Source organism: Betaproteobacteria bacterium (assembly GCA_009377585.1).
In the GTDB taxonomy this organism is placed as follows: domain Bacteria; phylum Pseudomonadota; class Gammaproteobacteria; order Burkholderiales; family WYBJ01; genus WYBJ01.
Genome location: WHTS01000135.1, coordinates 1 through 14916 on the forward strand (window position 1 = coordinate 1; position 14916 = coordinate 14916).

General features: G+C 63.5%; 14 protein-coding genes and 6 pseudogenes. 7 read left to right on the forward strand and 13 right to left on the reverse strand.

The genetic code is table 11. From position 1 onward, the window contains the following. Positions 1-954: 954 nt before the first annotated feature. The 7 genes and pseudogenes from soxC to GEV05_26675 all read left to right on the forward strand — a co-directional run bounded on the left by soxC (position 955) and on the right by GEV05_26675 (position 6257). Positions 955-2211 (forward strand): sulfite dehydrogenase, encoded by a 1257-nt coding sequence (soxC, locus tag GEV05_26645; protein ID MPZ46899.1) that lies wholly within the window; start codon positions 955-957, stop codon positions 2209-2211. Further along, entirely contained in the window at positions 2198-2743 is a 546-nt protein-coding gene (locus tag GEV05_26650) for a c-type cytochrome (protein MPZ46900.1), read from the forward strand. The genes soxC and GEV05_26650 overlap by 14 nt, the downstream gene beginning before the upstream one ends. A gap of 108 nt (positions 2744-2851) precedes the next feature. Next, positions 2852-4024, forward strand: a complete 1173-nt coding sequence (locus GEV05_26655; GenBank protein MPZ46901.1) for a hypothetical protein — start codon at positions 2852-2854, stop codon at positions 4022-4024. Further along, positions 4021-4767: a hypothetical protein gene (locus GEV05_26660; GenBank protein MPZ46902.1), complete on the forward strand. Its 747-nt coding sequence runs from the start codon at positions 4021-4023 to the stop codon at positions 4765-4767. Before GEV05_26655 ends, GEV05_26660 begins: the two co-directional genes overlap by 4 nt. After that, positions 4764-5174 carry a hypothetical protein gene (locus GEV05_26665; protein MPZ46903.1) on the forward strand — a complete coding sequence of 137 codons (411 nt, stop codon included), beginning with the start codon at positions 4764-4766 and terminating at the stop codon, positions 5172-5174. The genes GEV05_26660 and GEV05_26665 overlap by 4 nt, the downstream gene beginning before the upstream one ends. 108 nt (positions 5175-5282) lie before the next feature. Then, positions 5283-6038 (forward strand): annotated as a pseudogene (locus GEV05_26670) (response regulator). A gap of 18 nt (positions 6039-6056) precedes the next feature. Further along, a pseudogene (locus GEV05_26675) lies at positions 6057-6257 on the forward strand (hypothetical protein). On the opposite strand, the pseudogene GEV05_26680 reads toward GEV05_26675, so the two are convergent. The 13 genes and pseudogenes from GEV05_26680 to GEV05_26740 all read right to left on the reverse strand — a co-directional run bounded on the left by GEV05_26680 (position 6217) and on the right by GEV05_26740 (position 14915). Next, positions 6217-6680: pseudogene (locus GEV05_26680) on the reverse strand (hypothetical protein). The pseudogenes GEV05_26675 and GEV05_26680 sit on opposite strands and share 41 nt — an antisense overlap. Positions 6681-6709: 29 nt before the next feature. Beyond that, positions 6710-6921: pseudogene (locus tag GEV05_26685) on the reverse strand (hypothetical protein). A 337-nt stretch (positions 6922-7258) separates the two neighbouring features. Further along, positions 7259-7453, reverse strand: a pseudogene (locus GEV05_26690) (group II intron reverse transcriptase/maturase). A 98-nt stretch (positions 7454-7551) separates the two neighbouring features. Further along, positions 7552-7803, reverse strand: a pseudogene (locus tag GEV05_26695) (DUF1801 domain-containing protein). An 81-nt stretch (positions 7804-7884) separates the two neighbouring features. Beyond that, positions 7885-9177: an ATP-grasp domain-containing protein gene (locus tag GEV05_26700; GenBank protein MPZ46904.1), complete on the reverse strand. Its 1293-nt coding sequence runs from the start codon at positions 9175-9177 to the stop codon at positions 7885-7887. Then, positions 9174-9836, reverse strand: coding sequence for a hypothetical protein (locus GEV05_26705; protein ID MPZ46905.1), 663 nt, complete (start codon positions 9834-9836; stop codon positions 9174-9176). Before GEV05_26705 ends, GEV05_26700 begins: the two co-directional genes overlap by 4 nt. Before the next feature lie 8 nt (positions 9837-9844). After that, the gene (locus GEV05_26710) at positions 9845-11332 is read right to left on the reverse strand and encodes a radical SAM protein (protein MPZ46906.1); all 1488 of its coding nucleotides are present in this window, start codon (positions 11330-11332) and stop codon (positions 9845-9847) included. Further along, positions 11242-11643, reverse strand: coding sequence for a DUF971 domain-containing protein (locus tag GEV05_26715; protein ID MPZ46907.1), 402 nt, complete (start codon positions 11641-11643; stop codon positions 11242-11244). Before GEV05_26715 ends, GEV05_26710 begins: the two co-directional genes overlap by 91 nt. Before the next feature lie 9 nt (positions 11644-11652). Continuing rightward, the gene (locus GEV05_26720) at positions 11653-11931 is read right to left on the reverse strand and encodes an oxidative damage protection protein (GenBank protein MPZ46908.1); all 279 of its coding nucleotides are present in this window, start codon (positions 11929-11931) and stop codon (positions 11653-11655) included. A 295-nt stretch (positions 11932-12226) separates the two neighbouring features. Beyond that, positions 12227-12922, reverse strand: coding sequence for a methyltransferase domain-containing protein (locus GEV05_26725; GenBank protein ID MPZ46909.1), 696 nt, complete (start codon positions 12920-12922; stop codon positions 12227-12229). 118 nt (positions 12923-13040) lie between these two features. Next, the gene (locus GEV05_26730) at positions 13041-13967 is read right to left on the reverse strand and encodes an SDR family NAD(P)-dependent oxidoreductase (protein ID MPZ46910.1); all 927 of its coding nucleotides are present in this window, start codon (positions 13965-13967) and stop codon (positions 13041-13043) included. 25 nt (positions 13968-13992) lie between these two features. After that, complete coding sequence (locus tag GEV05_26735; GenBank protein ID MPZ46911.1) at positions 13993-14637, reverse strand: hypothetical protein; 645 nt, start codon at positions 14635-14637, stop codon at positions 13993-13995. 20 nt (positions 14638-14657) lie between these two features. Further along, positions 14658-14915, reverse strand: a complete 258-nt coding sequence (locus GEV05_26740; GenBank protein MPZ46912.1) for a hypothetical protein — start codon at positions 14913-14915, stop codon at positions 14658-14660. Position 14916: the final 1 nt, after the last annotated feature.

Below are 14916 nucleotides of genomic sequence, written 5' to 3' on the forward strand. Positions count from 1 at the left end.
GCTAAAGGACGCCCGGCGCTCACCAGCCGGGAGTTCGCGCGCGACCTGGACGAGATCAAACGTCGTGGCGGTCGCCGCAGCACCGAGCGAACCGCAGAGCAGACTGCAGTTGCGATCTTCTGGTCGGGCAACGAGATCCCGCAGTTGAATACCGCCGCACGCGCATTCTCTGAGGCGAGAAAGCTCCCATTACAAGAAAATGCCCGCCTGTTTGCATTGATGCATTTGGCAGCTGCCGACGCCATGATCGTCGCCTTCCGGATCAAGTACAAGGAGAACGCATGGCGTCCCGTCACGGCCATACGAGCCGGGTACGGACCGATTCGGGCCGATGAGAACTGGAAGTCCTTGCTCGTCACGCCTCCTTATCCGGACTATCCGTCCGGGCACTGTATGGTCACGGGCGCCATCGCGCAGGTGCTGCGTGATCTCTTCGGATCCGATTCGGCGATATTCGGATCCAATGAACCGATGTTCAGCTATGTGTACCCGCTCGGGTCGGGCATGATGCGCAGCTATTCGAACTGGACACAGATCGAAAAGGAAATGGAAGACGCCCGCGTATGGGCGGGCATCCACTTTCGTACCACGAACGAGCACTCGACCGAGCTCGGTCGCAAGGTCGGCACCTATGCGGTCTCGAACCATCTGAGGCCTTTGCAAGCGCTTGGCAATGGCGATGGTTCGCATCCGCAAGCTGCCTCGCGCCGGTAAGAAGCCCTCAGCGGCGAGACAGCGGTTCGCGCATAGTTAGGCAGATGTAGTTGTAGTTCCGCCTTCGACAAATTGGATGGCAGGCTGCTGGCTGCTCTCGGCCCACCAGTAGTCGCTTGGACCGACCCGTCGCTCTTTTCGCCGCATTCGTCCCGAAATATCGAGATTCGTCGCAAGCCGATTGCTCGTCGGGGTTCATCTCGCTAGTTTTTTCTCGTGCAAACCCTTCAGGAGCACAATATGGCAAGCGACTCCAGCAGGATCGATCGACGCGCTTTCCTCTCGCGCGGGGCGGGAATGGTCACCGCAGCTGCCACGGGCTGGGCTGCGCCGGCATCAGCCGCAGACGCACCCGCTGGAGTGCCGCGCTGGATGCAAATACCCGGCGAGCCCCTGAGGGGTTACGGCCAGCCCTCCATGCATGAAGCGAAAGTGTTGCGCGCGCTGGCGCCAAACTACGGCAAGCTCGACCTGGGGAGCGGCACCTCCCGCACGCCGTTGCAACTGCTCGAGGGCACCATCACGCCAAGCGGGCTGCACTTCGAGCGTCACCATAACGGCGTTCCCAGCATCGATCCTGCTCAGCACAAGCTCTTGATACACGGACTCGTCCGAAAACCCCTCGCGTTCAACGTCGAAGCGCTATTGCGTTACCCGATGGTGAGCCGTACCTGCTTCATTGAATGCGCCGGCAACAGCGCCCTCAACACACTCCCCAAGGCGCCACAAGTCACAGCGGGAATGATCCACGGCGTCATGTCATGCAGCGAGTGGACCGGCGTTCCACTTTCGTTGCTCCTCAACGAAGCGGGGCTGGAGCCCACGGGGAAATGGCTGCTTGCCGAAGGGGCGGACTCGGCAGCAATGAGCCGTAGCATTCCGGTCGAAAAGGCGCTCGAGGACATCTTGGTTGCCTTGTATCAAAACGGCGAGCGCATCCGCCCGGAACAAGGCTATCCGCTGCGCCTGGTGGTGCCGGGCTGGGAAGGCAACGTGAGCGTGAAATGGTTGCGCCGCCTGAAGGCAACCGAAGGGCCGACGCACACCAAGGACGAGACTTCTAAGTACACAGATCTGATGTCAGATGGTAAGGCACGTCAGTTCACATTCGTAATGGGCGTGAAATCCGTCATCACTCGCCCGTCAGGCGGGATGACTATGCAGGGTCCCGGTCTCTACGAGGTGAGTGGCCTCGCTTGGTCCGGCGCAGGCCGCATCACCAGAGTCGAGGTATCGAGCGACGGTGGAGCGAGCTGGAGGGACGCGAGCTTCTCCGGACCGAGCCTGCCGAAGAACGTCGTGCGGTTTCGCCTGCCTTGGGAGTGGAATGGCGCAGAAACGATGCTGCAAAGTCGTGCGACCGACGACACAGGCCGCGTGCAGGAATCGCGTGCGGCGTGGACCGCGCAATACTCGCCAGGCAATCGTTTCCACAACACGATGATCCAGACTTGGGCAGTCAATGCGGACGGAAGGGTGAACAATGTCTACCTCTAAGCGCATCGGGGCGAGTATGGTGGTGGCTCTGCTTGGCGCGTGTGCAACGCATATTAGCGAACCGCAGCCGCTTTCGCACGGCCCGAACCTTGGTCGCGCTGCGACCACGGAGGAAATCGCAGCGTGGGACATCAGCATCTCGCCGAACGGCGCCGGTCTTCCACCCGGCAACGGCAACGTGAAGCAAGGCGCAGCGCTTTACATCGCGAAATGCCAGGCGTGTCACGGCCCGAATGGCACGGGTAAGCCGGCCGACGCACTGACCGGTGGGATCGGAACGCTGGCGTCGATCAATCCGGTGCGCACCGTCGCTAGCTATTGGCCGTATGCGACCACGCTCTTTGATTACGTGCGTAGGGCGATGCCGACCACCGCGCCGATGTCGCTGACCGATGATGAGGTTTACGCCGTGACCGCCTATGTGCTGAATCTGAACGGTATCATCCACGCGGATGCGGTGATGAACGCCCAGACTCTGCCGCAGGTGAAAATGCCCAATCGCGACGGCTTCGTCGATTACTCGGGCAAGTAATCGTCTGTTGGAGAGCTCCAGCCAAGCTCGTGTAGCCGAATTGGTGCTCGCAAGATCCCGATCATGTGCGCTTGCATCGTGAACGCCTGATAATAAAGGCGCGCACCGGTGGACATGACCGGCGGTGTCTCATCGAACGGGGCGATCGCTGATGCAACTGGGTGTAAGCGCATGACCCAATTTCCCAGCCTCGTGAACGAGGCCACTGCCCGTCAGGGGGTGCCGTGGTCCACGCTTTGGCGGGGCGGTCTCCTCGCGTTTTGCATCATTCTCGCCTTCTCCACGCAGTTGCTCTTCCAGGTCGCTTTGTACGCGAACTGGCCGCTCTCCGCTATCCTGCACGGATGGATGGATCACTTGTTGGATCAACTCATCGTAGGCGGATGCATCTTCGCCTGCGTCGCGCTTGGCAGCCTTGTGCCCATGAATACGACCTTAGGGATGCATGGGTGCATCCTGGCGTCAATCGCATTGGGCGCGGTCGCCGGAGAAGCTCTGCTCATGCTTCGCTTGCCGCTCGCGCCGGACGTTTCGGTGGCGGCGGTGCTATTCGCAAAAAGCGCCCGCTGGATGACCATTGGCGCGCTGGCCTATGCGTTCTTCATTTTTCAACGCCAGTCAGCGCAGGTCGCGGCCCAGCTGCACCACAGCGAGCTTCAGCGCGTACAGATCGATCTGCAGATGACACAAGCGCGCCTGCAATCACTGCACGCGTACGTTGAACCGCATTTCCTGTTCAATACGCTTGCGAACGTGCACCAGCTCTTCCGCTCGGATCCCGAGCGCGGTCGTGCCATGCTTGCGAACTTCATCGCTTATGTGCGCGCCGTCCTGCCGCAGATGCGACACGACCAGACGACACTCAAACAGGACGTGGAGCTCGCGCGAGCCTACCTGGGCGTGCTGCAGGTGCGCATGGGCGCGCGCCTGCAAGTTCATTTCGACGTTCCCGACGACCTTGCCGCATTAGCGTTTCCACCGCTCGCGCTTTCCACGCTTACCGAAAACGCGATAAAGCACGGGCTCAACCCATTACCGGAGGGCGGCACGATCACGATCACCGCGCGGCTTGCCGATGGGCAGCTCATCGTTGGCGTCGCTGACACCGGGGTGGGATTGCGCAGCGAGAGCGGCACCGGCGGAGGACTCGCAAATCTGCGCGCGCGGCTCGCGACCTTATATGGTGATGCCGCGCGTCTCGACCTCCAGGCGAATGTGCCGCGGGGCATGTCCGCGACGATCTCGATCCCGACGAAAGCGTCGACCGCGGAAATCGCATGAAAAGCCGCAGCGCGACGGTGTTCGAAACCGCGGAACGAAGTCCTTCGGGAATTCTGACCTGGAGAACTGCGCCTGCCCTCGGCTGTATTGTCGGCGCCACCATCGCAACGCTCGATTTTCTGTACTACTTTCCGCTTGTATCGGCGCCGAACGAAATCGGTTTCGGCCTATTCGTCTCGTCGCTGGTCGTATGGTGTGGGGAGTGCGCTTTATTCGCGCTCGCGCTCGCCATTGCGGAAAGGCTCGCGAGTCCCGATGAATTGCGCCCCTGGCAACTCGGACTTGCCCTTGTAGGGGGCGTGACCGCTAGCGTGATCGCATGGCATGCGTTCTCGATGTTGGTGCTGCGCGATCAGCTAGGGATGCATCTCTTTCGAGACCACGTTGGACAGCCGGAAAACTGGATTGGAGGCATGCTCTATCACGCCTGGCTCATGTTCTTCTTCGGCGGCTTGATCGCCGCAGTAGGCACATCGCACCGCCGGCGTACGCGCATGCTCTTGGCTTTGCGCTCGGCCGAGCTAAACCGGGCGATTTCGCAGCACCGGCTGGCAGAGGCAAGACTCGCGTCGCTAGAGGCTCGCGTCGATCCCACTCACCTCTACCGCACGCTCTCACGGCTGGAACGACTGTACGAAGACGATCCGACCGCAGCCGACCGGCTGCTCGACGAGCTCATCGTCTTCCTGCGTTGCGCGCTGAACGATTCGCAAGCTACCAAACCCAAGTTGGAGGCTTTATGAAGGCACCGAGCAAAGCCCGACGACAACTCTTGCTTGCAGGACTTGGTAGTCTCGGCGCGCAAATCGCATTGGGCGAGGCCTACGCACAGGACGCGGCGAAAGTCATGCCGCGCGCCTATCGCGTCAAGTTCGAGAACGACAAGCTACGCGTGCTCGAATTCACAGGCCGTCCGGGAATGGGCATATGCGGGGAAGGCCTGCACTCGCATCCCCCTCATCTGACTGTAGTGCTGACGGACTGGAAGGGCAAGCTGACAACGCCGGACGGAACGGTTCGCAATCTCTCGCGCAAGCTCGGCGACGTATTCTGGAGTGAGGCGGAAACCCACAAAGTCGAAAACACGGGCAAAGTCGGCTCGAGCGTGCTGATCATTGAGCTCAAGTCGCCGCCGCAGGCGAAGACGTAAAGGAACTCTGGTTGACTGGAACATTGTGATCGCGATGAACACCGTTGTAGCCCCGAACCGGTGGAGCGCGATTTCCGGGACACTGCGATCCCACGGCGCCCCAACATGATGGCCCGCACTCCCATCGCAGTGATCGCTGAAGACGAACCCGTGCTGCGCGCGCAGTTAAAGGAATTGCTCGGCACGATCTGGCCGGAGCTTACCATCGCGGCGGCGGCCGAAGACGGTTTTTAGGCGATGCAGGCGCTGAACCAGCACGATCCAGACGTGTTGTTTCTCGACATTCAAATGCCGGGTTTGACCGGGCTCGAAGTCGCGCGGCATGCGAGCGGCCGATACCACGTTGTGTTCTTGACGGCATACGATCAATACGCCGTTGCTGCGTTCGATGAAGGCGCCGTGGATTATCTGATGAAGCCCGTGACCGCGGGTCGCCTCGCTACTGCATGCGAACGCGTCAAGGCACGCCTCTCATCGGCGCCTTCGAATCTGGATAGCTTGTTGGATGCGCTCGCCAAACGTGCGGCACGGACGAGCCCTTATCTACGCTGGATCAATGCATCGCTCGGCGCCGATGTGCGGCTGATTACTGTCGATGAGATCTGCTATTTCCAGTCTGATGCCAAATACACGCGGGTTGTCATCGGCGACAGCGAGGCTTTGATCCGCAAGCCACTCAAGGACCTCTTGAACGAACTCGATCCCGCGCAGTTCTGGCAGATTCATCGTTCAACCATCGTTAACGTCAATGCGATCGCGGGCGTATCGCGCGAGTTGTCCGGCGCGTTTGTAGTAAAGCTGAAGAATCGTAAGGAGACGCTACACGTGAGCCAGCAGTTCGGGTACCGTTTTCGGCAGATGTAATCCGCGATAACCGCTCCAGGTAGAGTCGAGATGTGGCGCGGTAGCGGTAGGTTCGGTGTGTCTGTGGCCGCCCCTTTCGTCTGGCGGTGCCCAAGTAACCTTGCCATAACCCCGTTTCCACATCCCGCTCATCGAACCGGACGTGCGGAGCTACCGCATCCGGCTCTCGGACAAGACATCACGCCTTCGCCCACGACTTGTCGCGCCCACTCAGACTGACGAGCCCGAAGTGCCCGTAAAGGTGCGAGGGAGGATAGGCCCCGCCCCGGCGTCGTCTGACCTTGTGCTTGATGCGCAACCACCGGCGCAACCGCGGTGCGGTGTAGTTGTCGAGCGCCTGGTACGCGCCGCTGGTGGTCCCTACTTGGAAGTAGTTCGCCCAGCCGCGCAGCACTCGGTTCAACTTGCCCACCACCTCCGTGGTCTCTTGCCAAACCTGAGCGCAAGCGCCAGTTCACCGAGCCACCGCTGCACGCCATCCGCCTCGACATCCGCGAAGTCCTGACCATCCACGCCCGGTGCGCCCTTGTTAGAGCGGCACTGGGCCCAGGCATGGGCCAGGATGTCCTCGCGGCTGATCTTGTCGTACAGCGCGTAGAAGCGGTAGCCGGCTTCAGCCTTCGCTTTCGCGTGTAACGCCATCTGCAGTTTCTGAACACTTATCGGAGTTGTTAGGTTGCCCAATCTCCAGGTCCCTCACTACGTCTTGCGTCTATCTTGAACCAAGGCCCCTTCCCTCCACCGGCATTACCCGGTTTCAGCAGTACTACGAGCCTCTCCGCCACCCCAGAGCGCCCGAACCATCTCTCGCGAGCGTTCGGCTGGCCATCCCTGACCACGCCAAGGGGCTTCCCGTGTTGCGTGCGCTTTCCTTTGTGTACATGCTGCCACCACTACCCCGGCGCAGCGACCGGCGGTACAGCCTCGCTCAACCATCCGGTCGTAACAGACTTCCCCGATACGACAGTCGGGTCGTCCTGCGCATTTCACTTTTCGAGGATTGCTCAGCGTTCACTCGCGTTGCGGCCTGCACACTCGCGCTGCCACCGTATGTCGTGGCACGCTTCACCGAAGGCTTCAACCATTTCGTTACCTCCATAGTTGCTCCGGTTGCTTCCGGCTGGAGCATTTTCGCCGGGTGGGATTTGCACCCACTGGAAAGCGCCGCCTTTGCACGGCGCACATCGAAAGTGTGAGTTCGGTGGATGGCGAAGCGGACGTCCGCGTCTGCTGTCTTTGGCCTCGGTCGTGCGTGTCGTCCTTCCTCGATCGTCGGTCTCTTCAACGGGACACTCCAGCCACATCTTGAGCAGATGTAGCACGCGCCGGTCAACAACCCGGCGCGTCACCGATTTGAGTAACTCGGCGTGCGGGATGCTTCCGAAGTAGTCCGCGAGGTCGGCATCGACGACTTCCGGGTGGAGCAGATCGCCGGGTGGGGCTTGCACCCACTGGAAAGCGCCGCCTTATCACGGCGCACGCCAACGGCGGACATTCTGCGCCGCGAATTCAGCTACTTTTTCCCGCGCTTTGCTTTTCCGGCGGACGTGTTGGCCGCGACCGCCGTCCTGATCAGCGACTTGAAGGCGCCCGCGTCGGTCTTCTCGCCCCCGCGGATGTCAATCGCTCGCCTCACGTTCCCGCCGAGGCTCGAGTTGAAGAGCTTGGCAGGGTCCTTCAAGAAAGCCCCCTTGGCGAAAGTGACCTTCGCGACGAACTTATACGTCTCGCCAGTGCAGATGATGCCGTCGTGCGACCAAACAGGGATGGTCGAACAATACAGCCTCTACCCGCCGGCAAAACTTTGCCTGCTCCTTGTCGCCAGCGTCCTCAAACGAGGCGGTCCTTAGGAAGCGGACCACGCCGTTCCGGCGGTAGGCGCTGTTGTCGCGGGATATTCGGGGTGGATTTCGAAGTGGAGCAGGCCATGGGCGATGCGCAGCGCCGTTTCCGCCTCCGCGGGGCTCGCCGCCCGGGCAAAGAGGAACCCAAGGTAGGTCGCCCCGTCGGGAGGCGGCGCAATGATCTGGCCGGGTTCCACCGTAATGGCCACGCCTGTGATCCCAGGTACCGACTGCGCGGCGGCGAGGCCTTCGAGCCCGCGGTAAATACCGCGCCGTGGAATCGGGATCATCATCACGCCCGCAGCGCCGCGCTCGCCGGCCGCCTCAGTGCCGACCGGAAGCGACAGGAGCGATTCGCCCACCACCTGGCGCAAGATCAGCTCCTCGAGGCTCACGCCCAGGAGATGCTCGAGTACGCGAGCGCACAAGCCGCCGATGGAGCGGGCCGCGACCTCCAGGATCCAGACCCCCTGGCCATTGACCCGCACTTCGGCGTGCACGGGCCCGGTCACGAGCCCGGCGGCACGGCAGGCGCGCGCCACGTCCTCATGGATGCGGTCCTGAAGCACCTGCGGCAGCCGCGACGGTGTGATGTAGAGCGTTTCCTCGAAGTAGGGCCCGTCCAGGGGATCGGGCTTGTCGAACAAAGCGAGGATGCTTAACTTCCCCCGCTGCAGGCTGCCTTCCAAGGCATACTCGCGCCCGGGAATGAAGTCCTCGAGGACCAGGCCCAGGTCCTGAGCGTCGCGGTCGGCGCGGACCTGGATGGCCCGTACCCAGTTCACCGCCCGCATCAGCGCTTCGGGATCGTCGGCACGGATCACGCCGCGGCTTGCCGATAGGCGCCGGGCCTTCACCACCACGGGAAACTCGAGCTCGCCAAACAGTTTGCGGGGATCTTCTCCGCTCGGCAGGTGACGGAATCCGGGACACCGGAATTCGCGTTCCTGGAGCAGCCGGCGGAACGCCAGCTTGTCGCCCACCGTGCGCACCGCCTGGGCGGGATTTCCCGGCAGGCCAAGACGCTCCGACAGGAGGGCCGCAAGCTCCACTCCCGAATCGTCCACCGCCAGCACCGCATCCGGGATGCCGTTCATTTCCCGCAACACGGTTTCCGCCGCCTGCGCCGGCTGGTCGAAGTGCAGCGCCATGATGGGAGCGAGCCCCCAGGACGGCGCCAATCGGTGGCAGTAGTTGCCCGCGGGCACGATTTCCACGCCCAGCTTTTTGGCGGCCGCAAGAAAGTCGTTATTGCGGTAGCCGGTGGTGGGCAGAAGCAGCAAAACGCGCTTCATGGCGAAAGCTGCGTCTTTCTCTCGCAGTAATACCTTTCCATCACCGCGTTGGCTGCGTGCGCTTCGCCAAGCTTCTCGACGACCGCCCCCCACTTGTCGCCAGGAATGGCCACATACATTTCCTCGTCCGGCAGACCGGTAAACGTCCGGTTGCCTTTGCAGCCGAGCGAGACGGAGATCTCGCGGCTTGCCGTTGTCAGCGGAAGGACGGCACAGGCGGGACGACCCAGCGCGTTCGTCAGGGCGCTACCCGCCCCTGCCTTGAGGGCGGCTTCGTAAATCAGCATGGCCTGCGCCGGCTTCGCCGCGATCAGCACCACATCGGGCTTGAAGCCGGCGCCGTCGATCGGGCCGTACGCCACGGCACCGGGAGATTTGGCGAGCGTCGGGATACCCGGCACTTCCTCGGTCGCAACGTAGTTGTTTCGAGCCATGAACACGATCGTGTCATTCAGCTCGTGCGCACGCTCGGGCGGCAGCGCGATGCTGTGGGTGTGGCTTCCAACCGCGCAGTTGTAATGATCGGAGGCAACCGTATAAAAGGTCTGCCCACTCATAGCTTTTTCCCAGAACATGCAACCGGCAGGCACGGGTCCGCCTTCCCAGCGCGGGATGCCCGGAGGCGGCGAGTCGAAAAAGGCTATGGCGATGGCTTTCATGGGCACGCTCAGAAAGATTGCAGCTGCTGCTCGGTCGGCTCGGCGCAGCAGTACCACGGTTCGGAAAGACGCGGGATCGGCGCGCCGAGATCGCCCGGAAGCTCAGGCGCGGGGCGCGCGGCAGCCTCATGGGCCATGCGCCAAACGGCGGCGAACACTTCGCGGCGGGGAACCGATTGCTGCTCGCAGCGGGCGACTTCCGCTTGCACGTCCTGCTGCAGGCGATCCACGCGGGGATCGCGATGAATCCATGGATAGCCGAGGAGCGCCGCGTCGAAGCCGAGGAGCCTCTCCCTGAAGCCGGGCAGCTTCAGCAGCCAGGAGCCTTCGGGCACGAGCAGCCGAATGGTGAGCTGTACCGGCGGCACGCTTTCCACAAGCTGCAGCTCCACGAGCCGCTCGAGCAGCGCGAGGTAGCCCTCCAGGGTAGTCCACGGGGTGAAGGCGACAAAGGTCGGTGCGAGCGCAATGCCGGCTGCACCCGTGAGCGCGACGGCCTGGTCGAAGTCGCGGCTGGTGTGGTTCTTGTCGAGATGGCGCAGGATCTCGTCGTCCACGGCTTCCACGGCGGAGGTGATGAACAGGCATCCGCTCGCGCGCAGCTCGGGCAATAGCGCTCCATGATCGATCAGGTGCTGAATCTTGATGGTCGCGTCGAACGTGACCTGGGGGAACGCTTCGTGCAAGGCGCGCGCGAGCCTCAGGCCATGGGTGGGCCCGTTGAAGAAATCCGGGTCGCCGAAGGAGATGTGGGTGGCGCCTTCTTTCACCTGCTGGCGAATGTCCTGCATCACCGTGTCGGCCGGAACGATGCGGAACGTTCCCTGGTACACCGGGACCACGGGGCAGTGCCGGCACAGGTGCTTGCAGCCCCGGCTGCCCTCGGCGAATCCGGCGACCCGGGTCGATCCGTCCGGCAGCACCAGGTGGGCGTAGCGTGAGAGCTTCGGCAGGCCGCTGCGGTCCGGCACCTCGAACGCCATCTTGGCAAGGCTGATGACCGGCTCGCTCTGCACCCGCGGATCTCCATCGATCCGCAGTCTCCGGCAAAGCGAGGCGAGCGCCGGCTCGACCTCTCCGCCCAGTACGGTGTCCACGCCCAGCCCGCGCAGCAGCGCCTCGTTCATGGGGGCGTAGAGCCCGTAGACGCAGAGGTGCGCCTCCGGGGCGAGCAGCCTGATGCGCGGCAAGGCCTGCACCGCGATGCGCGTGGCGGTATGCATGCCCACGTAGACGGCTACCAGGCCGGCGTCCTGTAGGACTTCGGCATCGAGCTTCTGCAGCGACAGATCGAGGCAGCTCACCGCGAAGCCGTCGCGCTTGAGCCACGCGGCAGGCTGCGCCAGGGCAAACGGCTGCCGCCCCAGCTCGTAGGGATTGACGAGGACGACCTTGAAGGCGCCCGTTACTTTGATTTCGGCCGCGCCTCGAAAGGCTCGGGCCCCGGCTCGCGGCTCGCCCCCGCGTTCTCGATGCGCTGTAGGTATTCGCGCCATAGCTTTTCGCGGTTCTGGCCTAGCCAGTAGAGGTAGTCCCAGGAATAGATGCCCGTGTTGTGTCCGTCGGAGAACGTCGGCTGTACCGCATAGCTGCCGCTCGGCTCCAGCGACAGGATCTCCACGTCGCGCTTGCCGGCCTGCAGCACCTCCTGGCCGGGCCCGTGGCCGCGGACTTCGGCCGAAGGCGAGTACACGCGCAGCAGCTCGTAGCTCAGCTCGAACTGGCTGCCGTCCGAGAACGCGATCTCCATGCGCCGCGACTTCTGGTGCAGCTTGATCTCGGTCGGCAGCGGCGCGTCGTTGTCCATGCGGACCGCCTACTTCTGTTGCGTCGGCGGCACGTAGCCGGCGGCCACGTCGGCGCCACTGCCGAAAAAATGGTTCTCCATCTGCTGCGCGAGGTAGTCGCGCGCCTTCTTGTCGGCGAGGTTGAGCCGGTTCTCGTTCACCAGCATCTTCTGGTGCTCGAGCCACAGCCGCCACGCTTCCTTCGACACGTTCTCGAAGATGCGCTTGCCGAGCTGTCCGGGATAGGGCGGGAAATCGAGCCCCTCGGCCTCGCGCCCGAGCTTGATGCACTTGATTGTGCGTGCCATGCGCCAAGTATGCGCGCGCGCTCGGCCTGCTCCAACCACTTGCCTTGTAGGGTATACCGCAGCACGCCGGGTAAACGTAGCGCTACCAAGCTTTTCCTCCCGTGGGCGGCGCAAAGCCTGCGCGGCGAGATCTTCGCGACGTGCAAAGAGCTGGAGGAGCGCACCGACGCGGAGGGCGCATTCCTCCGCGTCCGCGGCCAACCGGAGACCGTCAAGGCTTGCACGAGCGATTCGGTATGAAACCCGCTACGACACTCAAGTGACCGCTTATCAGCTTCTACGCACCGTCAGGCCCTCATCGGCGCGCAGAGACGATCGCCGAGCCGTACGCAGTGAGGTACTGCGTACGCATGTCGGCGAAGCCGCTCTCGGCGAGCGCGTGCTGCAGATCGGGCAGCCAGCGTGTTTCCTCGATGAGCCGCGGCAAGCCGTAGTAGATCTCCCGCCAGGCGGGCAGCAGCGCCCCGCCGATCGTCTGCAGCGCGTTGAAGTAAAGGCGCCAGAGGATGCGCAGGGCGCGGCTCGGAGGCAGCGTGAAGTCGTGCATGAGAAGCACTCCGCCGCCCTTCAGCATTTCGCGGCAGTTGCGCACGAGAAGCGGCAGGTCCGCATACTTGGCAAGGTACGAGGACGAGATGCAATCGAAAGGCTCGCTCGAGCGGTAATCCTCCGCGCGCGAGAGCACGAGTTCCACGTTCCGCACGTCGCCCCGGCGTACCTTTTCGCGCGCGAGCTCCAGGTACTCCTCGCGCAGCTCCACGCCGACGATGCGGCTATTCGGGAAGCGCCGCGCGATCGCCATCGTGGAGATCCCGGTGCCGCAGGCGAGGTCGAGAATCCGGCCGGCCCCGGCCGGGATCTGGCGGGCAATGCGCCGCTTCCAAAGCCGATCGATCCCGAAGGTTGCGACGTTGACCACGATGTCATACGTGTCGCCCGTGCCGCGGAAAAACCGCTCGACAAGCGCAAGACGAGGATCATTTGCCGGCATTGCTGACGCCGACGTACCACGCCGACGATCTGCAGATACTAAACCTTGAGCACCACCTTGCCGAAGACTTCGCACCTCACTCGGTGGGTTCTCGCGTCGTGAACACGCTGCAGAGCCTTTAACCCGGCCCGGGCGCACGCCGCCGGCCGATATAGGTCGGCACGATGTCCTCGATCGCCTTCGGCCGGATGTCGAGGTCGCGCAAACCCGGCAGGGTCCCGCTTGCCAGGTTGTCCGCCCTGAGGAGATCGACCTGGCTGGTCGTGAGCGGCGGGCTGGGCAGAAACTCGAACAGCCGCGCCTGGATCTGGGCTACGGCGAAGGGCAGCGGCACGAGCAACCGCCGTTTATCGATGAGCCTTAGCGCGAAGGTGACCAGCTCGCGCAGCGTGTATACGCCGGGGCCGGCAAGCTCATAGGTCTGGCCGGCGGTCCCGCGGTCGGCGAGCATGCGAACGATGGCCTCTGCCACGTCCTCCACATAGACGGGTTGTAGGCGGGTGCGGCCGCCGCCGATCAGTGGCACGACGGGGAGCAGGCGGACGATGTCGGCGAGCGTGCCGAACAGGGCGTCGCCTGGACCGAACATCGCGCTCGGACGGACAATCGTCGCGCTCGGGAACGCCTGTCTGACTACGAGCTCGCCGCGGCCACGCGCCCGAATGTAAGGAGACCGCGACTCCGGATCGGCGCCGATCCCGGAGACGAGCACGAGCCGCGCGACGCCGGCAGCAGCTGCCTCCTGCGCGAGCGTCTTGGCGCCTTGCTCATGCACCGACTCGAAAGTCACGCCGGGCTTCTCGACATAGGCGGAGACGGCGTTGACGACGGCGTCGACCCCGGCTACGGCGGCGGCGACCGAGGCTTGGTCGTGCACGTCGGCGCGCAAGACCGTGACACGCTCCATATCAGCCGCTCGCAGGACGCTGGGCGCCCGATCGGGAGACCGGACTGCGATGCGCACAGTCGCGCCTTCAGCGGCGAGCCGCCGCACGAGCCGCCGGCCGAGGAACCCCGTGCCGCCGAACACGCTGACCGTGGTCATGGAATTGCCTTCAAGTCATCCGCGTTCACCAGAGCGGCTTGGCCAGATTCTCGGTAAAGGCGCAAAACATGAGGTTGAAGCTAACGCTGATGCGCTCTTCGTCGCTTGCGGTCTCGTCCACCGAATGCGGGAGATACGCCGGGAACATCAGGAGCGTTCCGTTCTTGACCGGCACCACGACTTGGTCGGTATTCTCGGCGGTGAGCTCGGTGACCGGCGGCCGGATCACGCTCGCCTGGCTTCTCGGGTCGTGGAAATTGATGACCTCCGCGCCCGGGTGAGTGCGAACGTAATAGATGGCGCTCAAGAAGTTGTTCGGATGACTGTGATACTTGTGCATCCCGCCCCGCGCGAGGACGGTCGCCCAGCAACCAGTGACTTCCAGGGCGTCATAGCCGATTCGCAGGAAGCGCAGGACGCCTTCGGCCGCGCTCATGACGCATCCGGAAAGCTTCTGGAACTCCTGCCGTGTATGGAGCCCTCGCTCCGACTGCCAGCCGCAGCCGCGCTCGAGCTTCGGAAGACCGAGCCGCATTTCTTCCAGCGCCGGCACGATTGCCGCGTCGATCTCCTCGCGATGCCGGGGCTCGAGCTGCAGCTTCCATACTAGCGTGGGGAACATCGGAATGACGGTGGAGGACTGGATCCACCGTTCGCTATCCCTCGCCATCGGCGTCCTCTGTCCCCACACTACGCCGCCGGCGAAGCGAGGGCAAGGCGAATCCGGGGGACTGCATTACGGCCCTGGATTGGCTCCGCTTTCAGGTAGTCGCGAAACTGCTCCGGCGTGCCGCCGATGACCACGGAGCCGCCGAACGCCAGGCGCTCCCGGATGTCGGGCAACTGGAGGGCTGCATTGAACTCCCGGTTCAGCCGCTCGATCGCGGCGCGCGGCGTGCGGGCGGGCGCGCCGACGGCCGTCCAGGTGATGCCCTCGTAGCCCGGCACG

Excerpts from the sequence above, each read along its gene's own strand:
- GEV05_26720 (MPZ46908.1), bottom strand. The coding sequence starts at position 11,931 with ATGGCACGCACAATCAAGTGCATCAAGCTCGGGCGCGAGGCCGAGGGG.
- GEV05_26650 (MPZ46900.1), top strand. The coding sequence starts at position 2,198 with ATGTCTACCTCTAAGCGCATCGGGGCGAGTATGGTGGTGGCTCTGCTT.
- GEV05_26665 (MPZ46903.1), top strand. The coding sequence starts at position 4,764 with ATGAAGGCACCGAGCAAAGCCCGACGACAACTCTTGCTTGCAGGACTT.
- GEV05_26730 (MPZ46910.1), bottom strand. The coding sequence starts at position 13,967 with ATGACCACGGTCAGCGTGTTCGGCGGCACGGGGTTCCTCGGCCGGCGG.
- soxC (MPZ46899.1), top strand. The coding sequence starts at position 955 with ATGGCAAGCGACTCCAGCAGGATCGATCGACGCGCTTTCCTCTCGCGC.
- GEV05_26715 (MPZ46907.1), bottom strand. The coding sequence starts at position 11,643 with ATGGACAACGACGCGCCGCTGCCGACCGAGATCAAGCTGCACCAGAAG.
- GEV05_26735 (MPZ46911.1), bottom strand. The coding sequence starts at position 14,637 with ATGGCGAGGGATAGCGAACGGTGGATCCAGTCCTCCACCGTCATTCCG.
- GEV05_26660 (MPZ46902.1), top strand. The coding sequence starts at position 4,021 with ATGAAAAGCCGCAGCGCGACGGTGTTCGAAACCGCGGAACGAAGTCCT.
- GEV05_26725 (MPZ46909.1), bottom strand. The coding sequence starts at position 12,922 with ATGCCGGCAAATGATCCTCGTCTTGCGCTTGTCGAGCGGTTTTTCCGC.
- GEV05_26700 (MPZ46904.1), bottom strand. The coding sequence starts at position 9,177 with ATGAAGCGCGTTTTGCTGCTTCTGCCCACCACCGGCTACCGCAATAAC.
- GEV05_26705 (MPZ46905.1), bottom strand. The coding sequence starts at position 9,836 with ATGAAAGCCATCGCCATAGCCTTTTTCGACTCGCCGCCTCCGGGCATC.
- GEV05_26710 (MPZ46906.1), bottom strand. The coding sequence starts at position 11,332 with ATGGCGCGAATACCTACAGCGCATCGAGAACGCGGGGGCGAGCCGCGA.